Origin of the sequence: Phycicoccus sonneratiae (assembly GCF_016887965.1) — a bacterium.
Classification (GTDB): Bacteria; Actinomycetota; Actinomycetes; order Actinomycetales; family Dermatophilaceae; genus Phycicoccus; species Phycicoccus sonneratiae.
Genome location: NZ_JAFDVD010000020.1, coordinates 89,643 through 114,121 on the forward strand (window position 1 = coordinate 89,643; position 24,479 = coordinate 114,121).

Sequence of the window (24,479 nt, forward strand, 5' to 3'; positions counted from 1 at the left end):
CGCCACCCGCGTCGTGGTGCGTCAGGTCGGGAGCAGGCCGTCCGTCCGGTCGCCGAGCCGGGCGGTCCACTGGGAACCGGTCCACAGCTCGAGCCGGTTGGGCGCGTGCGGTGACGGGTACCAGCCCGGCGGGTGCGGCGTCGGGACGGGCGCGGCCCGGACCTCACCCGAGGGGCGCAGGTACCAGAGCCCGGTGAAGTCCCACGCGACGCCCTGCCCGGTGCCGCTCGACCGACGCCACCACCACGAGGCGGTGACGACGCGGGTCGTCGTGTAGCCCTGCTCGATCTCGGCGACGAGGGCGCGGCCCCAGCGCCGGACGAGCCACGCCAGCGCGGCGACGGCGCTGCCGGCCACGGCGAAGAACCCGAGGAGGCCGGTCGCTCCCATCCGCCCGCTGCCGCCCCCCAGGGCGAGGGCCAGGGCGAAGACCCCGAAGAACACCGGGAGCGCGAGCAGGGCCTGGAGCCCGGCGGTCGCGGACGACGGCCGGACGGTCGGCGGGGGAGGGGTCGCGGGCACGCGCGGCCGCAGCCGCCGGCCCTCGTGGTCGGCGAACCCGGGGACGTCGCGAGGCGTGGTCGGGGTGGGGGTCGTGGCGGTGGTCACCGGCAGATCATCACCGGTGCCCGCCTGTCCCGCAGGCGTTCCGGCCCGGCACCGGCCGTTCGGCCGGGTCAGCGGGCGTGGTGCGTGCGCGGGTCAGCCGGCGCGTTCCACCCGCAGGTCGATCGGCGTGCACGTGCCGTTGTTGGACTTCTCGGCCGAGCAGGCCGTGACGCCGGCGACCAGCGGCACCCGGGCCTCGAGCGTGAAGCGGTCCCCGGGGCGCGTCGGCGGCGGGTCGATGTGCAGCTCGCCGCGGTCGTCGGTCCACACGTCCATGAAGACGTTGAGCGTCACGCCGATCCGGTCCGGGTCGACGCCGTAGGGCTCGAGCGCGTCGACGAGGTTGGCGAAGCAGCTGGGGTGCGGGGCACCGCCGAGGTCGGGGTAGAGGACGTCGAACGTCGCCTGGCTGCAGGGGGTCAGCGTGAGGTCGTGGACGCCGACGGTGTCGTCGACGACCTCGGCGAGGATCGTGCTCCGGTTGCTCCAGAGGAGGGAGCCGGTGGAGACGTAGACGCTGTTGCCGAAGTCGGTCGTGCGGCCGGAGGAGAACTGCTCGGCGACGTCGTCGGCGCTCACGAGGTAGAGGTCGCTGACCTGCTCGCCGCAGGGGTCGAGGAGGGTCAGCCGGTCGCCGGGCGCGAGCTCGACGGCCAGCCCGGTCTGCGGGGGGATGCGCCACCAGCCGTCGGCGGGGCCCTCGGGCCCCCCGTCGTACGGCGGCGCGCCTCCGGTGCGCGGGTGCCGGGTGCGGGCGGGGTTCATGCGGGCTCCTCGTCGAGGGGTCGGGGGTGGAAGGGCGGGGTCCATCCGGGCGGCACCTCGCGGCCCGAGTACTGGAGGGCCTCGGAGGCATCTCCGTGGTCGGCGACCATCGGGTTGAGGCTGCCCTGGAGGTCGGTGTCGCGACGGCGGATGGTGTCGCGCATCCGGGCGTAACGGCCGTCGGCGCGCAGCCGCTCGAACTGCTCGTGGAGGTTGAAGACGAGCGTCGGGACGGGCGCGCGCCGGGCGATGCGCGAGGCGTCGGGGTGCAGGCCGACGACGAAGAACGGCGTGCCTCCGACGCTGAACGCGAAGTGCGGGTCGACGGGGTCGGCGGCGACGGCGCCTGCCCAGGGGGCCGCGTCGTGCTCGTGGAGGTGACGCAGGGCGGCCCACAGGTCGGCTTCGAAGGCCTGCTCGCCGGACGGCTCGGGGCCGCGAAAGCAGGCGACGAAGGAGACGAGGTCGCCCGCCGGGTCGGCCGTGCGGGCGAAGGCGCGCAGCCGCTCACCGAGGGTGTCGAGCGCACCGCCGGGCGAGGTGTCGGTGAGGTCGTCGAGGACGACGGCGGTGACGGCCTCGCGCCGGAACACCGAGCGTGCGCCGAGGCAGGGGTAGTCGGGGTGGGCGACCATCCCGGCGAGCGCGGCGACGACGGTGGAGTCGGGGGCGGTGTCGAGGTGGTCGGCGCGGCGGTCGGAGAGCAGGTCCTCGAGTGGTCGGGCGGCGGGTTCGTGGGGAGGCGGCACGACCTCCCCCTACCCGCGGGTACCCCCGGGCATGCGAGGGCGTCGTCGCAGGTCACGGCCCCGCCGAGGGGGATGGTACGTGCGACAGAACTCCTTGCCACCTGCAAGGGATCCCGTGCAGGTGGCAAGAGATCCCGTGCGCCCGGCAAGCGATCCCTTGCGCTCGGGCAGGAAACCGTTGCAGGTGGCAAGGGATCGCTTGCGACCGGCATGGAGTGCTGGAGCACCTACCGTGCTCCTCGCGTGGTGCGTGAGGGCCCGCGTCGAGCGTGAGGGCTTGCATCGTGGATGACGGCCCCCGCGCCCCCGCGGTCAGCCGCGGTAGCCGGTGGGCTCGTCCCCGAGGTCGATGATGGCCGCCACCGGGCCGCCGCCGTCCGGGCCCTGGTGCGCCGCCGACACCGACACGAACACCGCCGGGTCCCCGGTCACCGCCGCCGTCACCCCGCCGACCGCCGCCTTGATCTGCCGGTGCCAGTGCACGTCGGAGTCGTCGAGCATCGCGTTGCGCCGCCCCCGGACCATGCCGTCCTGGCTGGCCTCGCACTTGAGGAAGAGGTTGACCAGCCGGCCGCCCAGGTCCGAGTGGTGCGGCCGCTCCGGCAGGTCGAGCCCTGCGTCGCGGATGGCCGCCCACAGCCCGTCCTGGTCGAGCGCGTCGGCCATCACCGAGTGCCCGATGCGGTAGCGCCCGCCGACCCCGCGCGCGTTGCCGACGACGACCACCTGCGCCCGGTCGAGCTCGACGCCCGAGGAGCACGACGCCACGGACGAGTACAGCGACCGGTCGCGCAGCACGTCCTCGTCGCGCGGCATGTCGATCTCGCCGAGGGCCACCGCGATCCCCAGGGCCGTCCCGCCGTTGGACACGTCCATCGAGGTCAGCGTGTCCTCGGTGAAGACGTCGTGGCCGCGCTCCTTGGCGTCGCGGATGGTGTCGATGGTCAGCAGCGGCGTCTTGGTCTGCACGTAGTGGACGTCGGCGGTGTCGGTGATGCCGGCCCGCTCCATCGCGACCTTCACCGCCGCCGCCACCTTCGAGATCATGGCCGTGCGCCCGATGTCCTCGGGCAGCAGCTGCTCGCTCATCGCGAACCCGACGGTCAGCCGCGGCTCGTCGGTCTGCTCGGCCCTCTCGGCCGGCACCGTCGCGAAGATCGTCGCGTGCGGGCTGATGACGCCGTCGGTGCCGCCGGACCAGACGATCGGCACGTCCTTGACGCGCTCGGGGTCGGCGCCCTTGGCGACGAGCAGCTCGCGGAAGGCGCGGTCGGCGATGATGCGCGTGTAGTCGTTGACCCCGCCGTTGCCCTCGGTCTTGCCGATGACGGCGATGACCCGATCGGCCTCCAGCACACCGGCGTCGATGAGGGCGCCGAGCTCGGAGGCGTCGGAGACGGAGTGCAGCGGGACCTTGCGGACCTCGATGGCGTCGGGCACGGTCATTCCTCTCGGTCGGGCTCGACGACGGTGCCGAACGACCCGTCGACGGCGTCGGTGATGTGGGTGAGTGACGTGATGACGCCGCGCGGGCCCCCGGCGGCGACGAAGCGGAAGACGGCCTCGACCTTCGGGCCCATCGAGCCGGACGCGAACTCGCCGGCCTCGGCGAGGGCGTGCAGCTCCGAGAGCGGGAGGCGGCCGAGGTCGCGCTGGGCGTCGGTGCCGAAGCCGACCGCGGCATGGTCGACGTCGGTGGCGATGACGAGGACGTCGGCGTGCAGGGCCTGCGCGAGCAGGGCGGCGGTGAGGTCCTTGTCGATGACCGCCTCGACACCGCGCAGGGTGCCGTCCGTGTCCCGGACGACGGGGATGCCCCCGCCGCCGGCCGTCACGACGACGTACCCGGCGTCGAGGAGGGTGCGGGCGGCGGTGACGTCCAGCACCTCGAGCGGCTCCGGGCTGGCGACGACCCGCCGCCACCCCTTCTCGCCGCGGTCCTCCCAGACCTGGCCGTGCTCGACCATCCGCCGCGCCTGGTCCTCGGGCAGATAGCGGCCCACCGGCTTGGTCGGGCGGGTGAAGCCGGGGTCGTCGCGGTCGACGAGGGTGCGGGTGACGAGCGCGGCGACCGGGCGCGCCACGTCGGCGGCGGCGAGCGCCCCGTCGAGCGCGTCGAGGATCGTGAACCCGAGCGTCCCCTGCGTCTGGGCGCCGCACCAGTCGAGCGGGACCGGCGGCACCACGTGCGCCGCGAGCTCGTTCTTCACGAGGAGGTTGCCGACCTGGGGGCCGTTGCCGTGCGTGACGACGAGCTCGTGCCCGGCCGCGACGAGCCGCGCGGCCGCCTCCATCGCCTCCGTGACGGCGGCGATCTGCGCGCCCGGCGTGGCGCTGCCGTCGGGGCCGGTCATCGCGTTGCCGCCGAGGGCCAGCAGGACCCGCATGTCACCTCGCCTCCGCCGTCACCGGGCGGGTGCCCAGGACTCGACCCTAGGGAGCCCGACGCGGCGCCCGCGTTGTCAGGTTCTGCCCAAGGAGTCCCCGGTGCTTGTCAGCCGCGCGCGTCGAGGTCGTCGAGCCAGGCGCGGACCGACGCCCCGTGCTCGTCCAGCGCGGGCGGCGGGAGGTGCACCTCGCGACCACCGCCGAAGGCGTTGTCGTCGAACCGGATCGGTGGGCCGGGGAGCTCGACGGGTCCGAGCACCGGGTGGTCGACCGACACGACGAGCCCCTGCGAGCGGGTCTGGTCCCAGTCGTAGACCTCGTCGATGGTGCGGACCTTGCCCGCGGGGATGCCCAGCTCGGCGAGCCGGGCGAGCAGGTCCTCCGCCCGCCACGCGGCGAACGCGGCGTCGATGACCTCGACGAGGTGCTCGCGGTGCGCGACGCGGGAGGCGTTCGTCGCGAGCAGCGGGTCGGCGGGGTCGATGCCGAAAGCCTCCGCGAAGCGCACCCACAGCCCCTGCGACCCGACCGCGACCTGCACCGGCCCGTCGCTCGCGTGGAAGAGCCCGTACGGCGCGAGCGCCGGGTGGTGGTTGCCCTGGGCCCGTCCGACCTGGCCGGCGACCGTGTACGCGGTGCCCTGGAACGCGTGGACCCCGACGACCGCGGCCAGCAGCGAGGTGCGTACGACCCGGCCGCGACCGGTCAGCTCGCGCTCGCGCAGCGCGGCCGCGACCCCGTACGCCCCGTGCAGGCCGGCGAGCAGGTCGGCGATGGGCACGCCGATGCGCTGCGGCTGGTCGGGGTCCGGCCCGGTGACCGACATCAGCCCGGCCTCGCCCTGGGCGATCTGGTCGTAGCCGGCGCGTCCGCCCTCGGGTCCGTCGTGGCCGAAGCCGCTCACCGAGAGGACGACGAGGGCCGGGTTGAGCTCGTGGAGCCGCTCGACGCCGAAGCCGAGCCGGTCCATCACGCCGGGCCGGAAGTTCTCGACGAGGACGTCGCACCGGCGGGCGAGGCGGGTGAGGACGTCGCGGCCGTCGTCGGACTTGAGGTCCAGGACGATGGACTCCTTGTTGCGGTTGCACGCGAGGTAGTACGTCGACACGGGGTCGTCCTCGGGACCGACGAACGGCGGCCCCCATCCGCGCGTGTCGTCACCCCCGGCCGACTCGACCTTGATGACGCGAGCACCCATGTCCCCGAGGAGCATCGAGGCGTGCGGGCCCGCGAGGGCACGCGAGAGGTCGACGACGGTGATGCCGTCGAGCGGTCCGGACACGGTGCTCCTCCTCAGAGCCAGTCGACGTCGGCGGCGCGGGCGCCTCCCGACAGTCTGGCGTACCCGGGGCCGCGGTCGAAGAACGGCTCGGGGCCGCGGGCCGCACGACGCTCGTCGCGCAGGGCATCGGACGCGGCGACGTCGACGACCGGCTCGTCTCTCGTCCCGGTGGCGACGACGCCGTAGTCGGCGCGGGCCCCGTCGAAGGACACCTTGCCCCAGCGCAGGTCGCGCTCGACCTCGTCGTAGGGGCGCTCGAGCGGGTCGCCCCAGCCGCCGCCACCGGTCGTGCGGATGCGGATGACCTGTCCGGCCCGCACCGGCTCGGCGTCGGCCAGTGCGTCGACGGTCCGCTCGTCCGGGCCGCCGAGGTCGACGGTGACCTCGAACGGCCGGCCGGCCTTCCCGCCCTTGACGCCCCAGCAGGCGAGGATCGAGCGGTCGGCGATGGACATGAAGTGGGCGTCCTCGAGCATCCGGATGTGCTTCTCGTACCCGAGCCCCCCGCGGTACCGCCCGGCGCCGCCGGAGTCGACGGCCAGCCCCAGCCGCTCGACGCGGAAGGGAAAACGGCTCTCGGTGAACTCGGTCGGCAGGTTCCGGCTGTCCGGCACGACGTGGATGGTGTCCTCGCCGTCGGCGTAGTAGCGCCCTCCGGAGCCACCGCCGAGCACCTCGCGCATGAGGTAGTCGTCGCCGTGCGCGTCCCGGCCGTACACGCCCGTGTAGCGGATGGTCTCCTGGTCGGCGGGCATCCGGCCGTCGACGGCCTTGGCGACGACACCCGCGAGCACGCCGAGGAGCCGGAGGATGACGAAGGTGCGCGCGTTCGTCGGCGCGGGGTACACCGGGGTCAGCAGGGTCCCCTTCTCCGGGAACCGCATCTCGATGAGCGGCACGACGCCCTCGTTGACGTCGAGCTCGGCCATCCGCTCCGGGGAGTCGGCGAGGTTGCGCAGGATCGGGGCCAGCCACTTCTTGAGGAAGTTGCCGCCGACGTAGTCGCCGCAGTGGTTGATCGGGCCCTTGGCCTGGGCGCTCGTCCCGGTGAAGTCGATGACGAGGCGCGGGCCGCCGTCGCCGGGGCCGGGGCCGCCGGTGCTCGTCTTGGTCAAGGTGATCCGCTGCGTGTGGAGCATCGGCTCGTCGACGCCGTCGTGCTCGGCGTAGTCCTCCCAGACGTAGGTGCCGTCGGGGATGCGGTCGAGGACCTCGCGCCGGTAGGTCTCGGTCGTCGCGTCGAGGATGGCGTCGAACGCGGCCTCGACGGTGTCGCGGCCGTAGCGGGTGAAGAGCTCGCCGAGGCGGCGCGCGCCCATGAGGCAGGCCGAGCACTCGGCGTCGAGGTCGGCGGCGAGGCTGTCGGGCATCCGGCTGTTGCGCGTCATGATGCGCAGGGCTGCTCGGTTGGGAACGCCGCTGTCCCACAGCTTGATCGGCGGGACGGACAGGCCCTCCTCGAACACCGTCCGCGCGTTGCTCGGCATCGACCCGGGCACTGCGCCGCCGATGTCGTCGTGGTGGCCGAAGGCCTGGACGAACGCGACGACCTCGCCCTCGTGGAAGACCGGCACGGTGACGCAGAGGTCGGGGAGGTGCCCGATGCCGCCCTCGGACTCGTAGACGTCGTTGTGGAAGAAGACGTCACCCTCGTGCATCTCGCCGATGGGGAAGTCGCGGACGACCGGGTGGACGAGCGCCGAGTACGAGCGCCCGGTGAGCTTGCGCAGCTGCCGGTCGTGGATGCCGGCGCGGAAGTCGTGGGCATCGCGGATCATCGGCGAGCGGCTCGTGCGGGCGATGGCCGTCTCGACCTCCATCTCGACGCTGGCCAGGGTGCCCTGGACGATCTCGACGAGGATCGGGTCGACCGCCGTCCCCGCAGGGCTGAGCCGGCCGCCGTGCTCGTACGCGGTCGGCAGTCCGGCCGGGTTGGCCGGCGCGCTCGCGAGGTAGGCGTCGACGTCGGTGGCCGGGTCGGGGGCGAGGCGGGGGTCGGTGCTCATCGGGTGGCCTCCCGGGTGAGGACGAGGTTGCCGAACCCGTCGACGCGCACCGCGAAGCCGGGGTGGACCGGGACGGTCGAGCCGAACTCCTCGACGACCGCCGGGCCGGTGAAGGTGTCGCCGGCCCGCAGGTCGGGGCGCCAGAGGACCGGGGTGTCGACGTACCCGTCGTCCGGGTCGAAGCAGACCGGCCGCACCGAGCGCTGCCCCGGGAGGTGTCCAGGAACTGACACATTCGTCGGTTCGTGGACGCCTGACCGTGCAGGAGATGACACATTCGTCGATTTCTGTCGCTCGGGGAGGGGGCGGAGCTCGGGGCGGGTGATCGGCCCGACCCCGGTGACGCGCAGGTTGACCCATTCGACCCGCTGCGTGGGGTCATCGCGGAAGTCGTAGCCGTAGAGCTGGCGGTGCTCGTCGTGGAAGCGGGCGGCCACCTCGGCGGCCCAGGCGTCGTCGACGGCCCCGGACCCCGCGGCCACGCGCACCTCGTAGGCCTGCCCGAAGTACCGCAGGTCGACGGTCCGCACGAACTCGTGCTGCTCCGGGGCGAACCCCTCGGCCGACAGCGCCGCCGCGCCCCGCGTGGTGAGGGCCTCGAGCACCGACGCCACCTCGGCGAGGTCGAGCGCGTCGTGGCGCGCCACGTGCGTCTGCACGTAGTCGTTGCGGACGTCGACGGTGAGCAGCCCGAAGGCGCTGAGGTTGCCCGGGTCCCTCGGCACCACGGCGCCCGCGAGGTCGAGGACGTCGACGAGCCGGCAGGCCAGCAGCGACCCCGAGCCCCCGAACGTCGTCAGCATGAAGTCGCGGACGTCGAGGCCGCGCTTGACCGACACCTGGCGCAGCGCGTTCGCCTGGTTCCACGCCGAGATCTCGAGCACCCCTGCGGCACACCGCTCGAGATCGAGCCCGAGCCGCTCGGCCAGCGCCTCGAGCCCGGCCCGGGCAGCGGAGACGTCGAGCGGGATCTCCCCGCCGAGCAGGTGCGGGGGGATGCGGCCGAGGACGACGTGCGCGTCGGTGATGGTCGGCTCGGTGCCGCCGCGGCCGTAGCAGAGCGGCCCGGGGTCGGCGCCGGCCGACTGCGGCCCGACCTTGAGCGAGCCCTCGGGCGACACCCACGCGACCGACCCGCCGCCGGCGCCGACGGTGACGACGTCGATCATCGGGATCTTGCTCGGGTAGGCCCCGACCGAGCCCTCGGTGGTCAGCGTCGGCTCGCCGTCGAGCACCACCGACACGTCCGTCGAGGTGCCGCCGCCGTCGCAGGTCAGCACCCGCGGGAACCCCGCCCGCTCGGCGACGAGGGCCGCCCCGAGCGCACCCGCGGCCGGCCCCGACAGCACCGTGGTGATCGGCTGGTGCACGACCTCGTCGGCCGAGAGCACCCCGCCGTTGGACTTCATGACGTAGAACGGCACCGGCCGCCCACCGGTGAAGCCGTCGAGCCGCTCGTGGATGTTGCGCACGTAGCGGCTGACGTTCGGCTTGACGGCGGCGTCGACGAGCGTCGTCATCGCCCGCTCGTACTCGCGGTACTCGCGCAGCACCTCGCTGCTGATCGACACGACCGCGTCGGGGTGCTCGCGGCGCAGGACCTCGCGCATCGCGAGCTCGTGCGCGTCGTTCGCGTAGGAGTGCAGGAAGCAGACGCCGATGGTCGTGATGCCCCGGTCCCGGAAGAAGCGGGCGGCCGCGACGGCGTCCTCCTCGGAGAACGGCCGGACCTCGGCCCCGGAGACGTCGAGCCGCCCGCGGACCGTCCGCACCGCGTCGGCCGGCACGATGCGGGCCGGCTTGACCCAGAAGTACGAGTTGCCGTAGCCGTCCGGCACCGCCTGGCGGGCGATCTCGAGCATGAACTCGTAGCCCTCGGTCGTCACGAACCCGAGCCGCTCGACCTTGCCCTCGAGGAGCTTGTTCGTCGCGACGGTCGTGCCGTGCGAGACGGCCGTGAGGTCGTGCCCGGAGGCCCCCATCAGCCCGAGGATCTTCTCGATGCCGGAGATGAACCCGTCCGCGGGGTTGGCGGGGGTGCTCGGGGTCTTCGTCGTGACGACCTCCCCGGAGTCCTCGTCGACCGCGACGACGTCGGTGAACGTCCCGCCGGTGTCGATGCCGACGCGGATCCGTCGTTGCTGGGCCATGTCCCGATCCAACCGAGCCGCCCGGCGGGCTGCCTCGGCAGATGCTGCCGACGGACCGCCCGGTCGACGGCCATCCTCGCCCAACCGGCCGGGCGCGGTCGTCAGGGGCGGGTCGCGACGACGTCGAGGTCGACCGGGCCCTCGACCCCCTCGACCGACGCCCGGCTGCTCACCTGCCACCAGGCCCACCCGTCGTCGGCGGGCCGCAGCAGCAGCCGGCGCACCCAGCGGTCGCGGTCGGCGAGCGCGTCCGGCAGCGGGTAGTGCTCGGCGAAGTCGTCGAGGAGGTAGAGCACGACCCGCTGGCCGGTGGCCTCCTCGACCGCCGCGACGAGGTCGGAGAGCCGCTGCTGCACCACCGCCCGCGACGGACGCGCGGAGCAGTTGCCGCTCAGCTCGAGGTCGACGACGGGGGGCAGCGACGACGCGTCGGCCCCGACCTCGCGCAGCCGCCCGAGGAGGTTGGCCGCCTGCTCGTCGCCGTCCTTGCAGAGCGTGAAGAAGTGGTACGCGCCGACCTCGAGTCCGGCCTCCCGGGCCCCGCGCCAGTTCTCGACGAACCGGTCGTCCTCGAAGGTGGCACCCTCGGAGGCCTTGACGTACGCGGCGTCGATGCCGTCGCCCGCGACCGCCGCCCAGTCGACCGACCCCTGGTGGGTCGAGACGTCGATGCCGTACGACTCGCCGGCCGCGAGCGTCGGCCGGTACGACGGAAGGACCTGCCGGTACCCCAGCCACCCGGCCCCCGCCACGAGCAGCGCGACCACGAGGAGCGCGCCACCCCACCTCAGCAGTCCCCTGGCCACCGCTGCAGGGTAGGCCACGACACGGCTCCGCCCCGGCACGGGTGCCGGGGCGGAGCGCGTCGAGCGGGAGGGTCAGGCCGTCGGGGCGTCCCCGGCCGGGACGACCTCGGCCGACACGGCCGACACCGACGCACCGGGCGTGCCGGCCGTGTACTTCTGGAGCAGCGACTGGAGGTCGACGCCCGTCGTGCTCTTGAGCATCGCCATCGTCTGGGTGAGGTTGTCGGTCACCTGCTTCGGCAGCGCCGCGGCGCCGTCGGTCGAGAGCACCGTCAGCTGGTCGATGGCCGCCATCGGGGCGGCGATCTCGCGGGCCACCTGCGGCAGCACCTCGACGAGCATCTGGAGCACGGCGGCCTCGTTGTACCGGGCGAAGGCGTCGGCGCGCTTGTTCATCGCCTCGGCCTCGGCCTGACCGGTCGCGAGGATGGCGCTGGCCTGCGCCTCACCCTCGGCGCGGGTCGCCTCGGCCTGCGCGACACGCAGCGCCTTGTCGGCCTCACCACGGCGCGAACCCTCGACGGCCTCGGCCTCGGCGAGCGCCGTGCGGCGGGCCTTCTCGGCCTCACCGGTGAGCCGCGCCTTCTCGGCATCCGCCTGCGCCGCAGCGATGCTCGCCGCCTTGCGGGCCTCCGCCTCGGCGATCGAGGCGTTGCGGGACGCCTCGGCCGCCTGCTCGACGCGGTAGCGCTCGGCGTCGGCGGGCTTGCGGACCTCGGTGTCGAGCTGGCGCTCCTTGAGCGCGGCCTGCCGGACGGCGACCTTCTCCTGCTCGGTGAGGATCGCCTGGTCACGGTCGGCCTGGGCGAGCGGGCCGGCCGCGGCGGCCTGGGCCTGCGCGGCGTCGGTCTCGGCCTTGATCTCGGCCGTCTTCAGCGCGAGCTGCCTCTGGCTGACGGCGATCTCCTGCTCGGCGACGATGCGCGCCTGCTCGGCGGCCTGCCGCGCGTTGGCCTCGGCGATGGCGGCCAGCTGGCCGACCTTCGCCGACTCCGGGCGACCGAGGTCGGACAGGTAGGTGCCGTCGTCGGTGATGTCCTGGATCTGGAAGGTGTCGAGGACCAGGCCCTGGCCGGTGAGCGAGGACTCGGCCTCGTCGGCGACCCGCTGGGCGAAGGCCGCCCGGTCGCGGATGATCTGCTCGACGGTCAGCGAGCCGACGATCGAGCGCAGCGAGCCGGCGAGCGTCTCCTGGGTGAAGGTCTCGACCTCGCCCTGCTGGGTGAGGAAGCGCTGGGCGGCGGCCCGGATGGAGTCCTCGTTGCCGCCGACCTTGACGATGGCGACGCCGTCGAGGTTGAGCTTGACGCCCTGCCCGGAGACGGCCCCCCGGATCTGGACCATGATGCGGCGGCTCGACAGGTCGAGGATGTGCAGCCGCTGGACGAAGGGGACGACGAAGATGCCGCCACCCATGACGACCTTCTGGCCGGACAGGTCGGTGGACATCTCGCCCGTCTCCGGGTTCTTCACCTCCTTGCCCTTGCGCCCGGTGACGATGAAGGCCTCGTTGGGCCCGGCGACGCGGTAGCGGGAGGCGATGACGAGGCCCGTGAGGACGACGAGGAGGACGAGCCCGAGGACGGCGACGAGGCCGACCGAGACGTCGAACCCGAACATGGTTCCTGACCTTTCCGGGTGCGCGGTGGCACCCAGGGTGAGTGGGGTGACGTGATGGACGCGCGGCACGGTCCCCCGGTTCCGTGCTGCGGTGGGGCGGTGGGGGTTCCGGTCAGTCCTGCCGGCGGGCGACCTTGACCGAGGTGGGGCTGAGGACGGCGGTGACGACGACGGCGGTACCGCTGCCGAGCGGTTCGTCGGAGCGGGCGTTGAGGCGGGTGATGTGGCCGGCGGCGACGACGCTGACCATCCCGTAGCCGTCGACGGGCACCGGCTCGACGACGGTGCCGGTGAGGCCGACGAGGCGGGCCGGCCGGACGGTGGCCTCGTCGCCGCCGCGCATGAGGCGCGTGCTCGCGTACCCGGCCCCGGCGCCCGCGGCGACCCCCGCGACGAGTCCGGCGAGGATGGCGACCGTGCTCGACGCGCCGGCGTCGAGCACGAGGGCCCCGACGAACCCGAAGGCCGCGAGGAAGCCGGCGACGGCCAGCCCGGAGAGGGCGTCGGGTCCGACGCTGTCGAGGACCCCGTCGACGAGGTCGCCGAGCACGAGCGAGACCAGCAGCAGGAGGATGCCGACGCCTCCGATGACGAGCATCGTGACCTGCATCGCGCGTTCCTCCCGGGTGTCGGGCGCCGCCCCTCGACGGACGCCTCCGCGGCGAGGCTACCGGGAGCGGGGCGGCGGGGGAGGACCTCCGGGGAAGTCCGGCGTGGGCGGGTCCCGGGGGCGGCCCCCGCATCGGCCGAACGGCCACGGACTCCGTCGTCGGCGGCCCCCCTCGGCGACGGTGTGGTTCGGTGTCCGACGACAACTGCACGCGGATCGGTGGTCGGGGGCTTCTCACACGATGGAATCACGCTACGCCCGGGCCTACCCGGAGCTTTTCGACGGCCTCGAGCCCCGGATGGCGCGCTACGTCGACGCCGTGCTCGGCACGACGCGCGACGGTGGGCTCTGGCCCGAGCACGAGGTCGCCCACGTGCTGGACCGGGCTCAGGGCCGGATCTCGTTCGGTGACTACCGGGCCGGCCGGGACCCCGCCTCGTCCTGACGGCCTCCGCGAGGCGTCAGAGCTTGGTCAGCCGGGTGTACGGGCTGGTGACGCGCGCCCGCTGGGCGCCGAAGTCGACGAGGACGGCCGCCGGCTCGAGGACGATGACCCGTCCGAGGCCGAACCGGTCGTGCGTGACGCGGTCGCCGACCTCGAAGACCTCGTCCGGCACCACCTCCGCGGCCCGGAACGGGCTCCGTGCGGAGTAGGTGGTGGGGCCCGCTGGGCGTCGTGACGTCACAGTGCAGTGTGCGCCCTCCGCGCCCGCGACACGCCGGTGGGGTGGCTCCGACCCGGTCAGGCGTGCGGGAACGAGGTCTTGGCCGGGGCCTCGAGGTCGTCGCGGTGGTTGCGGATGAGGTCGAGGTTGCGGTCGCGCAGGTGGTCGAACCCCTGGCCGATGTTCGAGCCGGGGGTCAGCGACGCCAGTGCCTCCGCCGGGTCGAGCCGGGCCGACACCCAGCCCTCGTGCGACGCGGCCTTGGCGACGATGTGCCCGAGCGGCGTCACGACGTGGCTGTTGCCGAAGTAGTGCACGCCCGCGGCGTCGGTGCCCGTGGCGTTGGCGCCGACCACGTAGACGTGGTTGTCGTAGGCGCGGGCCCGCGAGGTGATGTCGTTCGCCTTCGCACACGGTCACCGCTAGATTCCCAAGACGGCTCGGATCAGCAACAAATTCGAGTATGCAGGTGGCGAACACATTCCTGTCAACGACACCCGCACTCGCAAGTTGCAGTAACCGGGTGCCAGCCCATTGCGCGTAGCACTTCACACACGTCGCCAATAGTCAGGTAGGCAGCGCACGATCCGTGGTAGGCGGCCCGAAGGACAGATAGGTTCGACCGCAGGTCGTTGACAAGCGAATCAACATTGTGATCGAGGCATGGCGTCAGGGCAAAAACGCAATCGCTCAAAGCTACCGAGCGATGAAACGCTTGAACCTGAGACTCGTTCGGCAATCCCACGCGGGGTAGCGTCACAAAGGGTGCCGAGTGTGCAAAAGCCGCCGGAACGTTGTTCTCCACGGGGGTGCGATTGGATAGCTGAGTCGTATGGAACAGTTCTACTGAAGAGGCTGAACGAGGGATGCCACGGACTCGGTGCATCTTGACACGGCCGCGTCTGACGGTGATGCAACGGCATCCTTCTGGCCGCTCGGGTAGACGTCGCAACAAAGGAGGGGAGGCTGGATCGGTGGACGGGCCTGCGCCCTTCTCGAGTCGCACCAGAATGCTCGATGCGCGAACATTGTCGAACGTGCTGCTCGGAAGTTCATCCCCGATCGAGAACCTGTGGAAACGTCGCCATAAATCGATGGCAGGTTCGTCTTGTAGGTTCCGCACCGAGTTGCTAGGCAGGATAGCCACAACCTCTGCACCCTGAGAGAGCTGAGACACAGCCAACTGAATCAGAGCGACCCCCGGAGAGAGCGCGTGATGCCGGCCCAAACCGACCGCTACTCGGACCCCCTGACCGCCGCGGTGAGAAAACGGGGGGTTCAGCAGAAGTAGGTCGACTTCCGGCAAGCCCCGCCAGATTGGGCTTGCAGATCTAGACCGCTGGCGGAAAGCGTCAGCTGTCCCGAGACTCCATCTCGGATACATCGACTGAAGTCCAGCAATAACCGAGCGCGACACGTCACTACCCCGGACTGAACCGAGACGATCAGACCAGCGCTCTTCTGCCGCGGCAAGGAGGGAGCCATCACCGCACGCCAGATCGGCAACCACTCGGGGGGACGTCCTCGCATACTTCGTCATCACCCGGGCCAACTCACGAGGCGTGTAGTGGCGGTCATCCCGGTGACTCGAGCCACGGTGCGTGCTCATAAAGCGTCGAGGTAGTCCGAGACGTCGAACCGATGTAGGCGGCCACGTCCCTCGGTGCCAGGAACTTCCGATGCGACAGGATGATCAAAGACCAATTCAGTACTATCCGAGTTCTTCAGTTGATAGAGAACGGATCCAACGGCATGTGGCTTGGTGCCGAATGGCGCTACCCGCAGTCTCTGCGCACGCGTCTTCCTCTTGATCCGCCCCAGTGTCTCATAGAGCGAGAATGGACAAGCAGAATTCGCAAACCAGATTCTGGCGTGAAGGGAGAAGCGCTCAATGGCCTGTCTATTAGCGAGAAGGCTAAAGGTGGGGTATTCGGGACGAAAGCCAGGCGAACCTAGGACAATGTGAAGCCGCTCCATGTCTGGTTCGATTTCATTAATCAGGTAATCGATGCGGCTGCCTTCGAAGCCTAAGATGACTACAGTGTGTGCGGACACACTGCTTAAATCTGGCCGTAAAGAGGCAAAACCTGGGAGTGGGGCCATCCCTGCACTCGAAGGATGCATTGAAAAGAGTCTTCCGGGAGAGGGAGATTCGGCAGCGACGTACCTCAAAGGCTGGCGGTATAGGACAGAGAACGGAGCGCTGGCGTTCACCATCGCCCGGATTAATGGCGCAAGTACGGAATAACTCAGGCCCGTTACGTCCACATAAGTATGGCGTTCACGCAACTCGGATGCCAGCGCCCTCAGGCCCATCTCTGACCGCAGATTGAGATAGGCAGGAATATTGTCCATACCATCGACGACTACACTTTCAACGAAACCTCCCCCCCGCGACGTGTGGATATCCACGATCCTTGCGCCCTCGGCTTCTAGACGAAGCCGCTCCTGGGACCCGAGGGCCGTCCTAGGCTCGCTCGTCACGGCGACGATCAAGTTCGATATGCCCGGATGAAAGTCAGCAGTGTGCAGAGCCGACGATGGCCTGTGTCGACTAATCGCCATCTAGGTAGAAATCCTCGAGTAGTAGGAGCTGATCCGGTAACGAATCCAATGCAGATATGGGGGATCGATTCTGTGATGCCAAAACATCGTCAATCCCCTTGCGCGGGGTTTCGATGAGCGATCGAATTTGGCTTGGCGTAAGCGTGAGGCGTCGCTTGCTCCTGTGGCTGTATTGAAAGAATGCTGAGAATATCGGATGGGGCCTGTAGTCATACTCGCGAACTTCACCTGAAACTCCACGGCGCTTGTCGCCGGGAAAGCGCACCAGGGCAGCATGCATGACGCCCGCCCTCAGAATCTCCCTCACGTACTCAGCGCTTGGATTCAACTCTTCCAAGCCCGTCACTCGGAATTGGTTGACCTCAGGGGCGTGGCCCTCCGGATGCGCGGCCATTACTTGAAACAGCCGTCCCAACGCCAAGATCAATCGAGAAATTGCACGACCGTGGTTGGAGAAGCCCTGAAGTTCGTAGACGCGCTTACGGCCAACCTCGACCAAGGCGTCCGACTGTTGACGGGCACTTAATGCAGTAGGCAGCTCCCCTTTCTCGCCGATGGAAGATCTCAGAGCTGCCTCAAGAATCTGCAGCAAATATCGGACATTGCCCTCGGATACGCTGCACAGAAGGTCCCAGCCGGCGTACCGCTTTTTGGCTGCGCCCCTACCCGTTGACAGAGTGAATAGCGAAGCATAGAGATAGTTGTTCTTTCGGTTCTCCCACTCCTTGGTGCGCTGCAGGCGATCAGCGATGAGATCCCCAAGGCGCAGTTCAGGATGGCCCGATTGCCAGTAAACCACAAGCCACTGTTCTGCAAGTGGCAGAGATTGAAACTCGCGTAGTGCGGAGGCCGATAGTTCGGTTTGGGGCATACGCGACAGCGCTTGATTGACACGCCGCTCAGCCCCCAACAAAATGGCCTCATCGGCTTCAGAGAGAGTGGGAAACAGTTCTTCCAGGCCTACGGCGGGAATCGAAAGAGCCTGAGCTAGGACAGAGAGCCTCGCCCCGCAGACTTCCTGCGCAAATCTTGAAAAGTCATCGGCGACGAGACGTCTGGCAATATCAATCGATGCATAATCGGCTGGTTCTGAAATGAACTCCTCTTCCGCGAGGGTGCCATGCTGGCGCAGGCCCAGTTCCCTGACCCCAACCTTGTACGTGAGTCGGGTGTCGCCGGCATGGCGAACGAGCGTATTGACTATTCGCTGTTGGTAGTCTTGAAGGTTTTCATACTCATCAAGCAGTAGGAAAATGGGCTTCCCTGCAATTTCAGGTACTGACTGTAATGCGGTTACTAATCCGTACAGCGGCGCCCCTAGGAGGGAGAGGCTGCCAAAGGGGTCGTCGGCGGCATTGTTTAGCGAGGCCTCCATGCGGACAATCGATCTCCGGATTCCCTTCCGCAAACTTTGGATGTCGGTGGCCCCGTCAATATGTAGGGAGAGTCCGACCTCCTCCGCTGCGTCCGGGGTTATTGCGGATGAAATGTGACCCTCATTCAACGCCCACTCAACAAATTCGCATATCTTTAGGCAGGCGACTAGGTTGAAGTAATGAGAGAATATGCGAGTCCAAACGTCTTCACCTAGGCCTGCATTCCGAAACGCCTGAACCGTGAGACTATCGATTCGCCAGTAGACGCCGATATGTTTCCAGTCGGAAAGGGGCGCCTGGGATAGGGCCACTTGTCCAGAGTAGGAAAGCCCGCGCAAGACGGTGGTTTTTCCGGTACCCCGGCCCCCAAACAGGAAGGCTGGGCGAACGCCGACGATCTCGGCCCAATAGCTTGGTCTGCGCAGTAGGGAGAACGTATCGTCATCGGAAACGTACTCTGCTCGGAGTTCGCCGAAAAGGCGTGTAACCACGTCGTGGGCGGTCCCGCTACTCTTGTCCGGCGCAGAACTGGTCATGCGGAATCGTCACCTGCGCTTAACTAAGGAGGACCATCCTGGACCCTCGTGAAAGAAGAGAGGAAGCGTCGCGTCTGGGGTACCGTGTTCGAACGCAATTGCGAGACCTAATCGGTGGAAGCCAAGACTTTGGTCCTGAGGAATTCCACAACGGGTGCTGTACTTGGCTATGAGGGCCATGGTCTCTGCCTGCCTTCCAGAAGGAACCAAGTGCGTGGCTGGATCTGTGATGGAATACCTTGAACTCAGACTGTAACCCGCACAAACCTTGATTCGAGGATCTAGCGCCGCGATTCTTTGGCGCCCATAATCCGTTATTATGGCGACACAGTAGAAGATCTGTGAGCCGGAAGCGGCGTCCATCAAGCTCATTTCGAGGCTGGATCCGAGTTGATATCGTCGAGTCCAGGTTTCTCGGAATTGTTGTCCCGAACCCACAAAATCATCTACAAGGATGAGAACTTTGTCGCTTACGGCGAGTTGACGCACTGCGGAGTCAGGGCTCAGGCAGTTCGCCTCACGGATGGGAAGCAACTGTCGCAGTTTGCGCACCATGGCGAATCCGGAGTCAGTTACATTGGGCGTCTCCCCAGTCGGAAAACTGATCAGCGCATTCTCAGGGAAGTCGTCGCAAGCCAGCTCGGAACTGGCATGGACGAGACTTGCGGCTTCATCGATGGCCGCAAGAACTAGTTCGTCGGTTGTTTCCTTATTAAAGAACTGAAACGAATCCAATAGGTGAGAGGCTAGGTTGCGATCGGCGCCGTCGAAGTTTGCTATCCAACCTACTGGGTCGATAGCACGGGGGGCCGGTGGCCACCATCCCATCCGGCTCAGGAAGGCGCGATCATCGAGGATCGCGGCTCGCGTCATGATCCCTCCAATGCCAAGTGAGGCGGTCACCCCGATGACCGCAACCCATTTGGTTGCAGGATCGGATCAGTGGACCAGATTAAACCTCAGAGGCGTATCAGGCGTGCGGGAATGACGTCTTGGCTGGGGCCTCGAGGTCGTCGCGGTGGTTGCGGATGAGGTCGAGGTTGCGGTCGCGCAGGTGGTCGAAACCCTGGCCGATGTTCGAGCCGGGGGTCAGCGACGCCAACGCCTCCGCCGGGTCGAGCCGGGCCGACACCCAGCCCTCGTGCGACGCGGCCTTGGCGACGATGTGTCCGAGCGGCGTCACGACGTGGCTGTTGCCGAAGTAGTGCACGCCCGCGGCGTCGGTGCCCGTGGCGTTGGCGCCGACCACGTAGACGTGGTTGTCGTAGGCGCGGGCCCGCGAGGTGAGCTCCCAGAGGTCCGCGGAGCGCAGCAGCGCCGATGGCCGGGCGATGACCTCGGCGCCCTGGACGGCCTGGATGCGGGTCAGCTCGGGGTAGTCGCCGTCGAAGCAGACGATCATCCCGATCCGGCCGAGCTCGGTGTCGACGACCGTGACGGTGTCGCCCGGCGTCACCCAGCCGCCGCCGGCGACGGCCTCGGTGCAGAACGGGTGGGTCTTGCGGTAGACGCCGACGACCTCGCCGCGCGGGTCGACGAGCACGGCGGCGTTGAAGACGACGTCGGGGCTCGGGCCGCGCTCGTAGGTGCCGAACACGAGGTGGACGCCGAGCTCGGCGGCGAGGTCGGCGAGCCGGCGGGTGACCGGCCCGGGCACCTCGGAGACCAGCTCCCAGAGCTCCTCGGTGGGGCAGCCGGGGGTGAAGCCGGTGGTGCACGACTCGGGGAGGACGACGAGCTCGGCGCCGGTGGCCTCGACGCAGCGCCGGGTGTACTCGATGCAGCGGTCGATGTTGGCGGTGACCGAGTCGGCGGTCAGCGGGCCCGGGTGGGGTGCGACCTGGACGGCGGCGACGGTGAAGGCGCGCATCAGGACCGCCGCCCCAGCCGCCAGCCGAGCGCCACGCCGGCGAGCGCGAGGAGCCCGCCCGCGACGGCGGCGAGCACGAGGTCACGCCCGCCGGTGGCGCCACCCGGTGGTGTCGCGGCCCGGCCGGCGAAGGTCGTGCCGACGGCCGTGGGGGACCCGGCCGCCACGGCGGTGGTGGGGTCGGCGGCGACCGCGGGTGCTGCGGTCCCGACGCCGACCCCGGCACCGGCGATGTCGGCGTCGAGGGCGCTGAAGAACTGTCCGGCCATCTTCCGGGTGACGCCGGCGAGCATCCGCTGGCCGACCCCTCCGATCGTGCCGCCCACCGTGGCGTCGGCCTCGTACTCGAGGTCGGTGCCGCCCGCGCCGGACGGGGTGAGGTGCACCCGGACGTCGGCGTCGATGGTGCCCGGCCCGCCGGCACCGTTGGCCTTCAGCCGCAGGGCAGACGGCTTCTGCATGTCGGTGAGCGCGACCTCTCCGGTGTAGGTGCCCTTGATCGCGGCCACGCCGGCGGTGACGGTCATCGCGTACCGGTCCTCGCCGACCGTCGTCAGCGCCTCGCAGCCGGGGATGCACCGGGCGAGCACGGCGGGGTCGAGGATCGCGCGCCAGACCGCGTCCGGCGCGGCGTCGAGGGTCGAGGTGCCGGTGATCTTCATGACGGACCTTCCTGCGCGGGAACGGGGTCGGTGGCTCGGGTGCGCCGGAGCTCCCAGAGCTCGGCGGGGCTGATCGGCATCGAGCGGATGGGGAAGCCCTCGGCGTCCTCGATGGCCGAGGCGATGACGGCCGACACCGGGATGGTCCCCGCCTCGCCCGCCCCCTTGAGGCCGAGCGGGTTGAGCGGCGAGGGCGTCTCGAGGTGGTCGGTCTCGACGTGCGGCACCTCGGAGGCGTACGGGACGAGGAAGTCCATGAACGAGGCGTTGAGGAGCTGGCCGCCCTCGTCGTAGACCATCCGCTCGTAGAGGGCCCCGCCGACGCCCTGCGCGACGCCGCCGTGGACCTGTCCCTCGACGATCATCGGGTTGACCATGACCCCGCAGTCGTGGACGACGCAGTAGCGCAGGATGCGGATCTCGGCGGTGACCGGGTCGGTCTCGACGACGGCGGCGTGCATCCCGTTGGCGAAGGTCGCCTGGGTGGGGGAGTAGAAGTCCTGGCCCTCGAGGCCCGGCTCGTCGTCGTCGGCGACCGGCGGCTTGTCGGGGTCGAAGGTGCCGGCGAACTGCGTGGCCGCGGCGGCCGAGGCGTCGAAGGCGTAGCGCAACGGGTTGGACAGGACGGCGACGGTGCGCAGGTCGATGGACGTGCCGGGCGCGCCCTTGACCGAGATGACGCCGTCGGCGATCTCGAGGTCGTCGGCCGAGACCTCGAGGGCGTCGGCGGCGATGCGCAACGCCTTCTCGCGCACCACCTTCGCCGCGAGCGCGACGGCGTTGCCCGACATCACGGCGCCCCGGGAGGCGAAGGTGCCGACGGCGTACGCCATCCGGCGGGTGTCGCCGGTCGTCACGTGCACGTCCTCGAGCCTGACGCCGAGCTCGTCGGCGACGATCTGGGCGAGGACGGTCTGGTGGCCCTGGCCCTGGGTGGTGAGGCCGGTGGCGACGTTGACCCGCCCGCTCGTCTCGACCTGCACGTGCCCGCCCTCGTACGGGCCGACGCCGGTGCCCTCGACGTAGCAGCCGATGCCGAGGCCGACCCGCCGGCCCTCGCGCGCCGCCTGCTCGCGGTAGGCCGCGAAGTCGTCCCACCCGACGAGCGCCTTGAGCTTGGCGAGGCTGGCGGGGAAGTCGCCGGAGTCGTACTTGAGCGGCCGGCCGTCCTGGAACATCAGGCCGTGGTCGTAGGGCATCTCGTCGGGCTGGATGAAGTTGCGGCTGCGCACCTCTGCGCGGTCGAGCCCGAGGTGCGCGGCGATGGCGTCCATGGTTCGCTCCATGGCGTAGCAGCCCTGGGGTCGGCCGGCGCCGCGATAGGGCGTCACGAGAACGGTGTTCGTGTACATCGACCAGAACTCGACCCGGTAGGAGCCGGGCTTGTAGGGGCCGAGCAGCTGGGTGGCGGTGATGATCGGGACGATGATGCCGTAGGGCGTGTATGCGCCGTTGTCGTGCCAGAAGCGGACGTCGAGCGCGAGGAGACGGCCGTCGTCGTCGAAGCCGACCTCGACCTCCTGCAGCTGCCCGCGCTCGTGCGCGCTGGAGACGAAGTGCTCGCGGCGGTCCTCGGTCCACTTGACGTCGCGACCGAGCCGGCGGGCGGCCCAGGGGACGAGCACCTCCTCGGGCCACGGGTGGACGATCTTGACGCCGAAGCCGCCGCCCACGTCCGGTGTGACGACCTCGACCTTCGCGAGCGGCATGCCGAGCTTGGCGGCGACGGCGGCCCGGACGCCGGTGCTCGTCTGGGTCGAGGAGTACAGGCGCAGCGACCCGTCGTCGGCGTCCCACCGGGCATAGACGCCCTTGCCCTCCATCGGCATGCAGGCGCTGCGCTCGATCTCGAGGTCGAGGGTCAGGCGGTTGGGGGCGGAGGCCATCGCGGTGTCGACGTCACCGACCTCCTGGCGCAGGTTCGCCGAGACGTTGCCGGGGACGTCGTCGTGCACGAGCCGGGCTGCGCTGCGGGCGTTCTCGAGGCCGACCACGGCCGGCAGCGGCTCGTACGCCACCGAGATGCGACCGCACGCGTCCTCCGCGACGTAGCGGTCGCGGGCGACGACCATGACGACGGCCTCGCCGACGTGGTTGACCTCGTCGCGGGCGAGGCAGAACCCCGTGCGCGGGTGCGTCATCGCCGGGTGGGGGATGAGGACCGGCAGCGGCTCGGCGACCCGGCCGTCGAGGTCGTCCCAGGTGTAGACCGCCTCGACCCCGTCGAGCTCCCAGGCGTCGGCGATGTCGACGTCGGTGACGCGTGCGTGGGCGTGCGGGCTGCGGACGAAGGCGGCGTGCAGGGCCCCGCGACCCAGGTCGTCGACGTAGCGGCCGTTGCCGGTGAGCAGGCGCGGGTCCTCGCGGCGCTGGACGCGCTCGCCGACCTGGCGCGTGGTCACGCGAGCCCCCGTTCGCGTCGGATCTCGGCGGCGCGGAGGACGGCCGTGACGATGTTCTGGTAGCCCGTGCAGCGGCAGAGGTTGCCCGAGATCGCCTCGCGCGCCTCCTCGGCGGTGGGGTCGGGGTGCTCGTCGAGGTAGGCGGTGATCGTCGTGATGAACCCCGGTGTGCAGAAGCCGCACTGGAGCGCGTGGCTCTCGGCGAAGGCCTGCTGCACGGGGCTGAGGGCGGCGGGGTCGTGGCCGATGCCCTCGATGGTGGTGATGTCGTGCGCCTGCGCGGTGACGGCGAACATCAGGCAGGCCCGGGCGGGTTCGCCGTCGACGAGCACCGTGCAGGCACCGCAGACCCCGTGCTCGCACCCGACGTGGGTGCCGGTGAGCCCGAGGTCGTGGCGCAGGAAGTCGGAGAGCAGCCGACGGGCGGGCGCCGACGCCGACCGGTGGACACCGTTGACCCGCAGCGTGATCGGCAGCTGCTGCTCGGCGGACTGCTCGCTCACGCGACCCCCTCGGTCTCGGCACCGGACAGCTGGACGAGCGCGCGCCGGGTGAGCTCGGCGGCGAGCATCCGCCGGTAGTCGGCGCCGGCGTGGATGTCGCCCTCCGGCTCGACGTGGCCGCGCACGAGCTCCTCGACGCCGGGGTCGGCGAGGTCGTCGAGGGGCCGGCCGGCGAGCGCGGGGCCGAGGTCGAGCACGTCGGGGACCGGCGTCACCGAGACGAACGAGGCCCGGGCGTCGGTGACCACGCCGTCGTCGGCGGTGACGGCCACGGCGACGCCGGCGAGCGCGTAGTCGCCGGACCGGCGGGCCGACTCGAGGAAGGCCGTGCGGGTGCCGGCGGGGAACCGGCCGAAGCGCACCGCGACGACGAGCTCGTCGGCGGCCAGGGTGGTCTCGAGCGGTCCGAGGAAGAAGTCGGCGGCCGCCACCTCGCGCGGGCCGGCCGGGCCGACGACCTCGACCACCGCGCCGGTGAGGAAGGCGACGGCGGGCATCTCGCCGGACGGGTCGGCGTGGGCGATCGAGCCGACCGTCGTGCCGCGGCTGCGGACGGCCGGGTGGGCGACGTTGCGGACGGCGCTGCGCAGCAGGGGGAGCGCGGCGGCGGCGCCGTCGTGCCGTTCGAGCCCGGCGTGGCGGACGAGCGCACCGACCCGGACCCAGTCCTCGGTGACCTCGAGCCCGTCGAGGCCGGCGACGCCGTTGACGTCGACGAGGTGCCCGGGGGAGGCCAGGCGCATCGAGAGCAGCGGCACGAGGCTCTGGCCGCCGGCGAGCACCTTCCCGTCGTGCCCGACCTCGGCGAGGACCGCGACGGCCTCCTCGACCGAGCGGGGTGCGTGGTGCACGAAGGGAGCGGGCTTCACCTGGTCGATCCTGCCTCTCGGGACGGGTCCGTGGAAGGGAGCGGGC

The 24,479-nt window shown here is 70.3% G+C and carries 23 protein-coding genes; 1 reads left to right on the forward strand and 22 read right to left on the reverse strand.

The window, feature by feature from the left end:
- Positions 1 to 21 precede the first annotated feature (21 nt).
- The 11 genes from JQN70_RS16640 to JQN70_RS16690 form a co-directional block, all read right to left on the reverse strand.
- Positions 22 to 609 (reverse strand): hypothetical protein, encoded by a 588-nt coding sequence (locus tag JQN70_RS16640; RefSeq protein ID WP_204132496.1) that lies wholly within the window; start codon positions 607 to 609, stop codon positions 22 to 24.
- 93 nt (positions 610 to 702) lie between these two features.
- Positions 703 to 1,374 carry a DUF1989 domain-containing protein gene (locus JQN70_RS16645; RefSeq protein WP_204132497.1) on the reverse strand — a complete coding sequence of 224 codons (672 nt, stop codon included), beginning with the start codon at positions 1,372 to 1,374 and terminating at the stop codon, positions 703 to 705.
- On the reverse strand, positions 1,371 to 2,123 hold the full coding sequence (gntA, locus tag JQN70_RS16650) for a guanitoxin biosynthesis heme-dependent pre-guanitoxin N-hydroxylase GntA (RefSeq protein ID WP_204132498.1): 753 nt from the start codon (positions 2,121 to 2,123) through the stop codon (positions 1,371 to 1,373). The genes JQN70_RS16645 and gntA overlap by 4 nt, the downstream gene beginning before the upstream one ends.
- A 312-nt stretch (positions 2,124 to 2,435) precedes the next feature.
- Entirely contained in the window at positions 2,436 to 3,563 is a 1,128-nt protein-coding gene (bar, locus tag JQN70_RS16655; protein WP_204132499.1) for a barbiturase, read from the reverse strand.
- A 2-nt stretch (positions 3,564 to 3,565) separates the two neighbouring features.
- Positions 3,566 to 4,510 carry a carbamate kinase gene (locus JQN70_RS16660; protein ID WP_204132500.1) on the reverse strand — a complete coding sequence of 315 codons (945 nt, stop codon included), beginning with the start codon at positions 4,508 to 4,510 and terminating at the stop codon, positions 3,566 to 3,568.
- A gap of 107 nt (positions 4,511 to 4,617) precedes the next feature.
- Positions 4,618 to 5,793 carry a CaiB/BaiF CoA transferase family protein gene (locus JQN70_RS16665; RefSeq protein ID WP_204132501.1) on the reverse strand — a complete coding sequence of 392 codons (1,176 nt, stop codon included), beginning with the start codon at positions 5,791 to 5,793 and terminating at the stop codon, positions 4,618 to 4,620.
- A gap of 11 nt (positions 5,794 to 5,804) precedes the next feature.
- A complete protein-coding gene (locus tag JQN70_RS16670; RefSeq protein WP_204132502.1) occupies positions 5,805 to 7,799 on the reverse strand; it encodes a hydantoinase B/oxoprolinase family protein in 1,995 nt (664 codons plus the stop codon).
- A complete protein-coding gene (locus JQN70_RS16675) occupies positions 7,796 to 9,949 on the reverse strand; it encodes a hydantoinase/oxoprolinase family protein (RefSeq protein ID WP_204132503.1) in 2,154 nt (717 codons plus the stop codon). The genes JQN70_RS16670 and JQN70_RS16675 overlap by 4 nt, the downstream gene beginning before the upstream one ends.
- Before the next feature lie 101 nt (positions 9,950 to 10,050).
- Positions 10,051 to 10,755, reverse strand: coding sequence for a GH25 family lysozyme (locus tag JQN70_RS16680; protein ID WP_204132504.1), 705 nt, complete (start codon positions 10,753 to 10,755; stop codon positions 10,051 to 10,053).
- A gap of 72 nt (positions 10,756 to 10,827) precedes the next feature.
- A complete protein-coding gene (locus JQN70_RS16685; protein WP_204132505.1) occupies positions 10,828 to 12,375 on the reverse strand; it encodes a flotillin family protein in 1,548 nt (515 codons plus the stop codon).
- A gap of 112 nt (positions 12,376 to 12,487) precedes the next feature.
- The gene (locus JQN70_RS16690; protein WP_204132506.1) at positions 12,488 to 12,985 is read right to left on the reverse strand and encodes an NfeD C-terminal domain-containing protein; all 498 of its coding nucleotides are present in this window, start codon (positions 12,983 to 12,985) and stop codon (positions 12,488 to 12,490) included.
- Positions 12,986 to 13,226: 241 nt separating this feature from the next.
- On the opposite strand from JQN70_RS16690, the gene JQN70_RS16695 reads away from it, so the two are divergent.
- A complete protein-coding gene (locus tag JQN70_RS16695) occupies positions 13,227 to 13,430 on the forward strand; it encodes a hypothetical protein (protein WP_204132507.1) in 204 nt (67 codons plus the stop codon).
- 16 nt (positions 13,431 to 13,446) lie between these two features.
- Here the strand turns inward: JQN70_RS16695 and JQN70_RS16700 are convergent, their stop codons facing one another.
- From JQN70_RS16700 to JQN70_RS16750, 11 genes are all read right to left on the reverse strand, one after another.
- A complete protein-coding gene (locus JQN70_RS16700) occupies positions 13,447 to 13,605 on the reverse strand; it encodes a hypothetical protein (RefSeq protein WP_239111737.1) in 159 nt (52 codons plus the stop codon).
- A 122-nt stretch (positions 13,606 to 13,727) separates the two neighbouring features.
- Positions 13,728 to 14,045: a nitrilase-related carbon-nitrogen hydrolase gene (locus tag JQN70_RS16705; RefSeq protein ID WP_307836045.1), complete on the reverse strand. Its 318-nt coding sequence runs from the start codon at positions 14,043 to 14,045 to the stop codon at positions 13,728 to 13,730.
- Between the two features lie 92 nt (positions 14,046 to 14,137).
- Positions 14,138 to 15,259 (reverse strand): N-6 DNA methylase, encoded by a 1,122-nt coding sequence (locus tag JQN70_RS21170; protein WP_204132509.1) that lies wholly within the window; start codon positions 15,257 to 15,259, stop codon positions 14,138 to 14,140.
- On the reverse strand, positions 15,256 to 16,062 hold the full coding sequence (locus tag JQN70_RS16715; RefSeq protein WP_204132510.1) for a hypothetical protein: 807 nt from the start codon (positions 16,060 to 16,062) through the stop codon (positions 15,256 to 15,258). Before JQN70_RS16715 ends, JQN70_RS21170 begins: the two co-directional genes overlap by 4 nt.
- A 142-nt stretch (positions 16,063 to 16,204) precedes the next feature.
- Positions 16,205 to 18,127 (reverse strand): ORC-CDC6 family AAA ATPase, encoded by a 1,923-nt coding sequence (locus JQN70_RS16720; RefSeq protein WP_434063753.1) that lies wholly within the window; start codon positions 18,125 to 18,127, stop codon positions 16,205 to 16,207.
- 9 nt (positions 18,128 to 18,136) lie between these two features.
- A complete protein-coding gene (locus JQN70_RS16725) occupies positions 18,137 to 19,000 on the reverse strand; it encodes a phosphoribosyltransferase-like protein (RefSeq protein WP_204132512.1) in 864 nt (287 codons plus the stop codon).
- Between the two features lie 97 nt (positions 19,001 to 19,097).
- A complete protein-coding gene (locus JQN70_RS16730; protein ID WP_204132513.1) occupies positions 19,098 to 19,997 on the reverse strand; it encodes a carbon-nitrogen hydrolase family protein in 900 nt (299 codons plus the stop codon).
- Positions 19,997 to 20,659: an SRPBCC family protein gene (locus JQN70_RS16735; protein ID WP_204132514.1), complete on the reverse strand. Its 663-nt coding sequence runs from the start codon at positions 20,657 to 20,659 to the stop codon at positions 19,997 to 19,999. The genes JQN70_RS16730 and JQN70_RS16735 overlap by 1 nt, the downstream gene beginning before the upstream one ends.
- Positions 20,656 to 23,061, reverse strand: coding sequence for an aerobic carbon-monoxide dehydrogenase large subunit (gene cutA / locus JQN70_RS16740; protein ID WP_204132515.1), 2,406 nt, complete (start codon positions 23,059 to 23,061; stop codon positions 20,656 to 20,658). The genes JQN70_RS16735 and cutA overlap by 4 nt, the downstream gene beginning before the upstream one ends.
- A complete protein-coding gene (locus tag JQN70_RS16745; RefSeq protein ID WP_307836044.1) occupies positions 23,058 to 23,564 on the reverse strand; it encodes a (2Fe-2S)-binding protein in 507 nt (168 codons plus the stop codon). The genes cutA and JQN70_RS16745 overlap by 4 nt, the downstream gene beginning before the upstream one ends.
- A complete protein-coding gene (locus tag JQN70_RS16750; protein ID WP_204132516.1) occupies positions 23,561 to 24,433 on the reverse strand; it encodes an FAD binding domain-containing protein in 873 nt (290 codons plus the stop codon). Before JQN70_RS16750 ends, JQN70_RS16745 begins: the two co-directional genes overlap by 4 nt.
- Positions 24,434 to 24,479 lie beyond the last annotated feature (46 nt).

Excerpts from the sequence above, each read along its gene's own strand:
- JQN70_RS16725 (WP_204132512.1), bottom strand. The coding sequence starts at position 19,000 with ATGACGCGAGCCGCGATCCTCGATGATCGCGCCTTCCTGAGCCGGATG.
- JQN70_RS16730 (WP_204132513.1), bottom strand. The coding sequence starts at position 19,997 with ATGCGCGCCTTCACCGTCGCCGCCGTCCAGGTCGCACCCCACCCGGGC.
- JQN70_RS21170 (WP_204132509.1), bottom strand. The coding sequence starts at position 15,259 with ATGAGCACGCACCGTGGCTCGAGTCACCGGGATGACCGCCACTACACG.
- JQN70_RS16670 (WP_204132502.1), bottom strand. The coding sequence starts at position 7,799 with ATGAGCACCGACCCCCGCCTCGCCCCCGACCCGGCCACCGACGTCGAC.
- JQN70_RS16720 (WP_434063753.1), bottom strand. The coding sequence starts at position 18,127 with ATGACCAGTTCTGCGCCGGACAAGAGTAGCGGGACCGCCCACGACGTG.
- JQN70_RS16685 (WP_204132505.1), bottom strand. The coding sequence starts at position 12,375 with ATGTTCGGGTTCGACGTCTCGGTCGGCCTCGTCGCCGTCCTCGGGCTC.
- JQN70_RS16675 (WP_204132503.1), bottom strand. The coding sequence starts at position 9,949 with ATGGCCCAGCAACGACGGATCCGCGTCGGCATCGACACCGGCGGGACG.
- JQN70_RS16690 (WP_204132506.1), bottom strand. The coding sequence starts at position 12,985 with ATGCAGGTCACGATGCTCGTCATCGGAGGCGTCGGCATCCTCCTGCTG.
- JQN70_RS16735 (WP_204132514.1), bottom strand. The coding sequence starts at position 20,659 with ATGAAGATCACCGGCACCTCGACCCTCGACGCCGCGCCGGACGCGGTC.
- JQN70_RS16660 (WP_204132500.1), bottom strand. The coding sequence starts at position 4,510 with ATGCGGGTCCTGCTGGCCCTCGGCGGCAACGCGATGACCGGCCCCGAC.
- JQN70_RS16645 (WP_204132497.1), bottom strand. The coding sequence starts at position 1,374 with ATGAACCCCGCCCGCACCCGGCACCCGCGCACCGGAGGCGCGCCGCCG.
- JQN70_RS16695 (WP_204132507.1), top strand. The coding sequence starts at position 13,227 with ATGGAATCACGCTACGCCCGGGCCTACCCGGAGCTTTTCGACGGCCTC.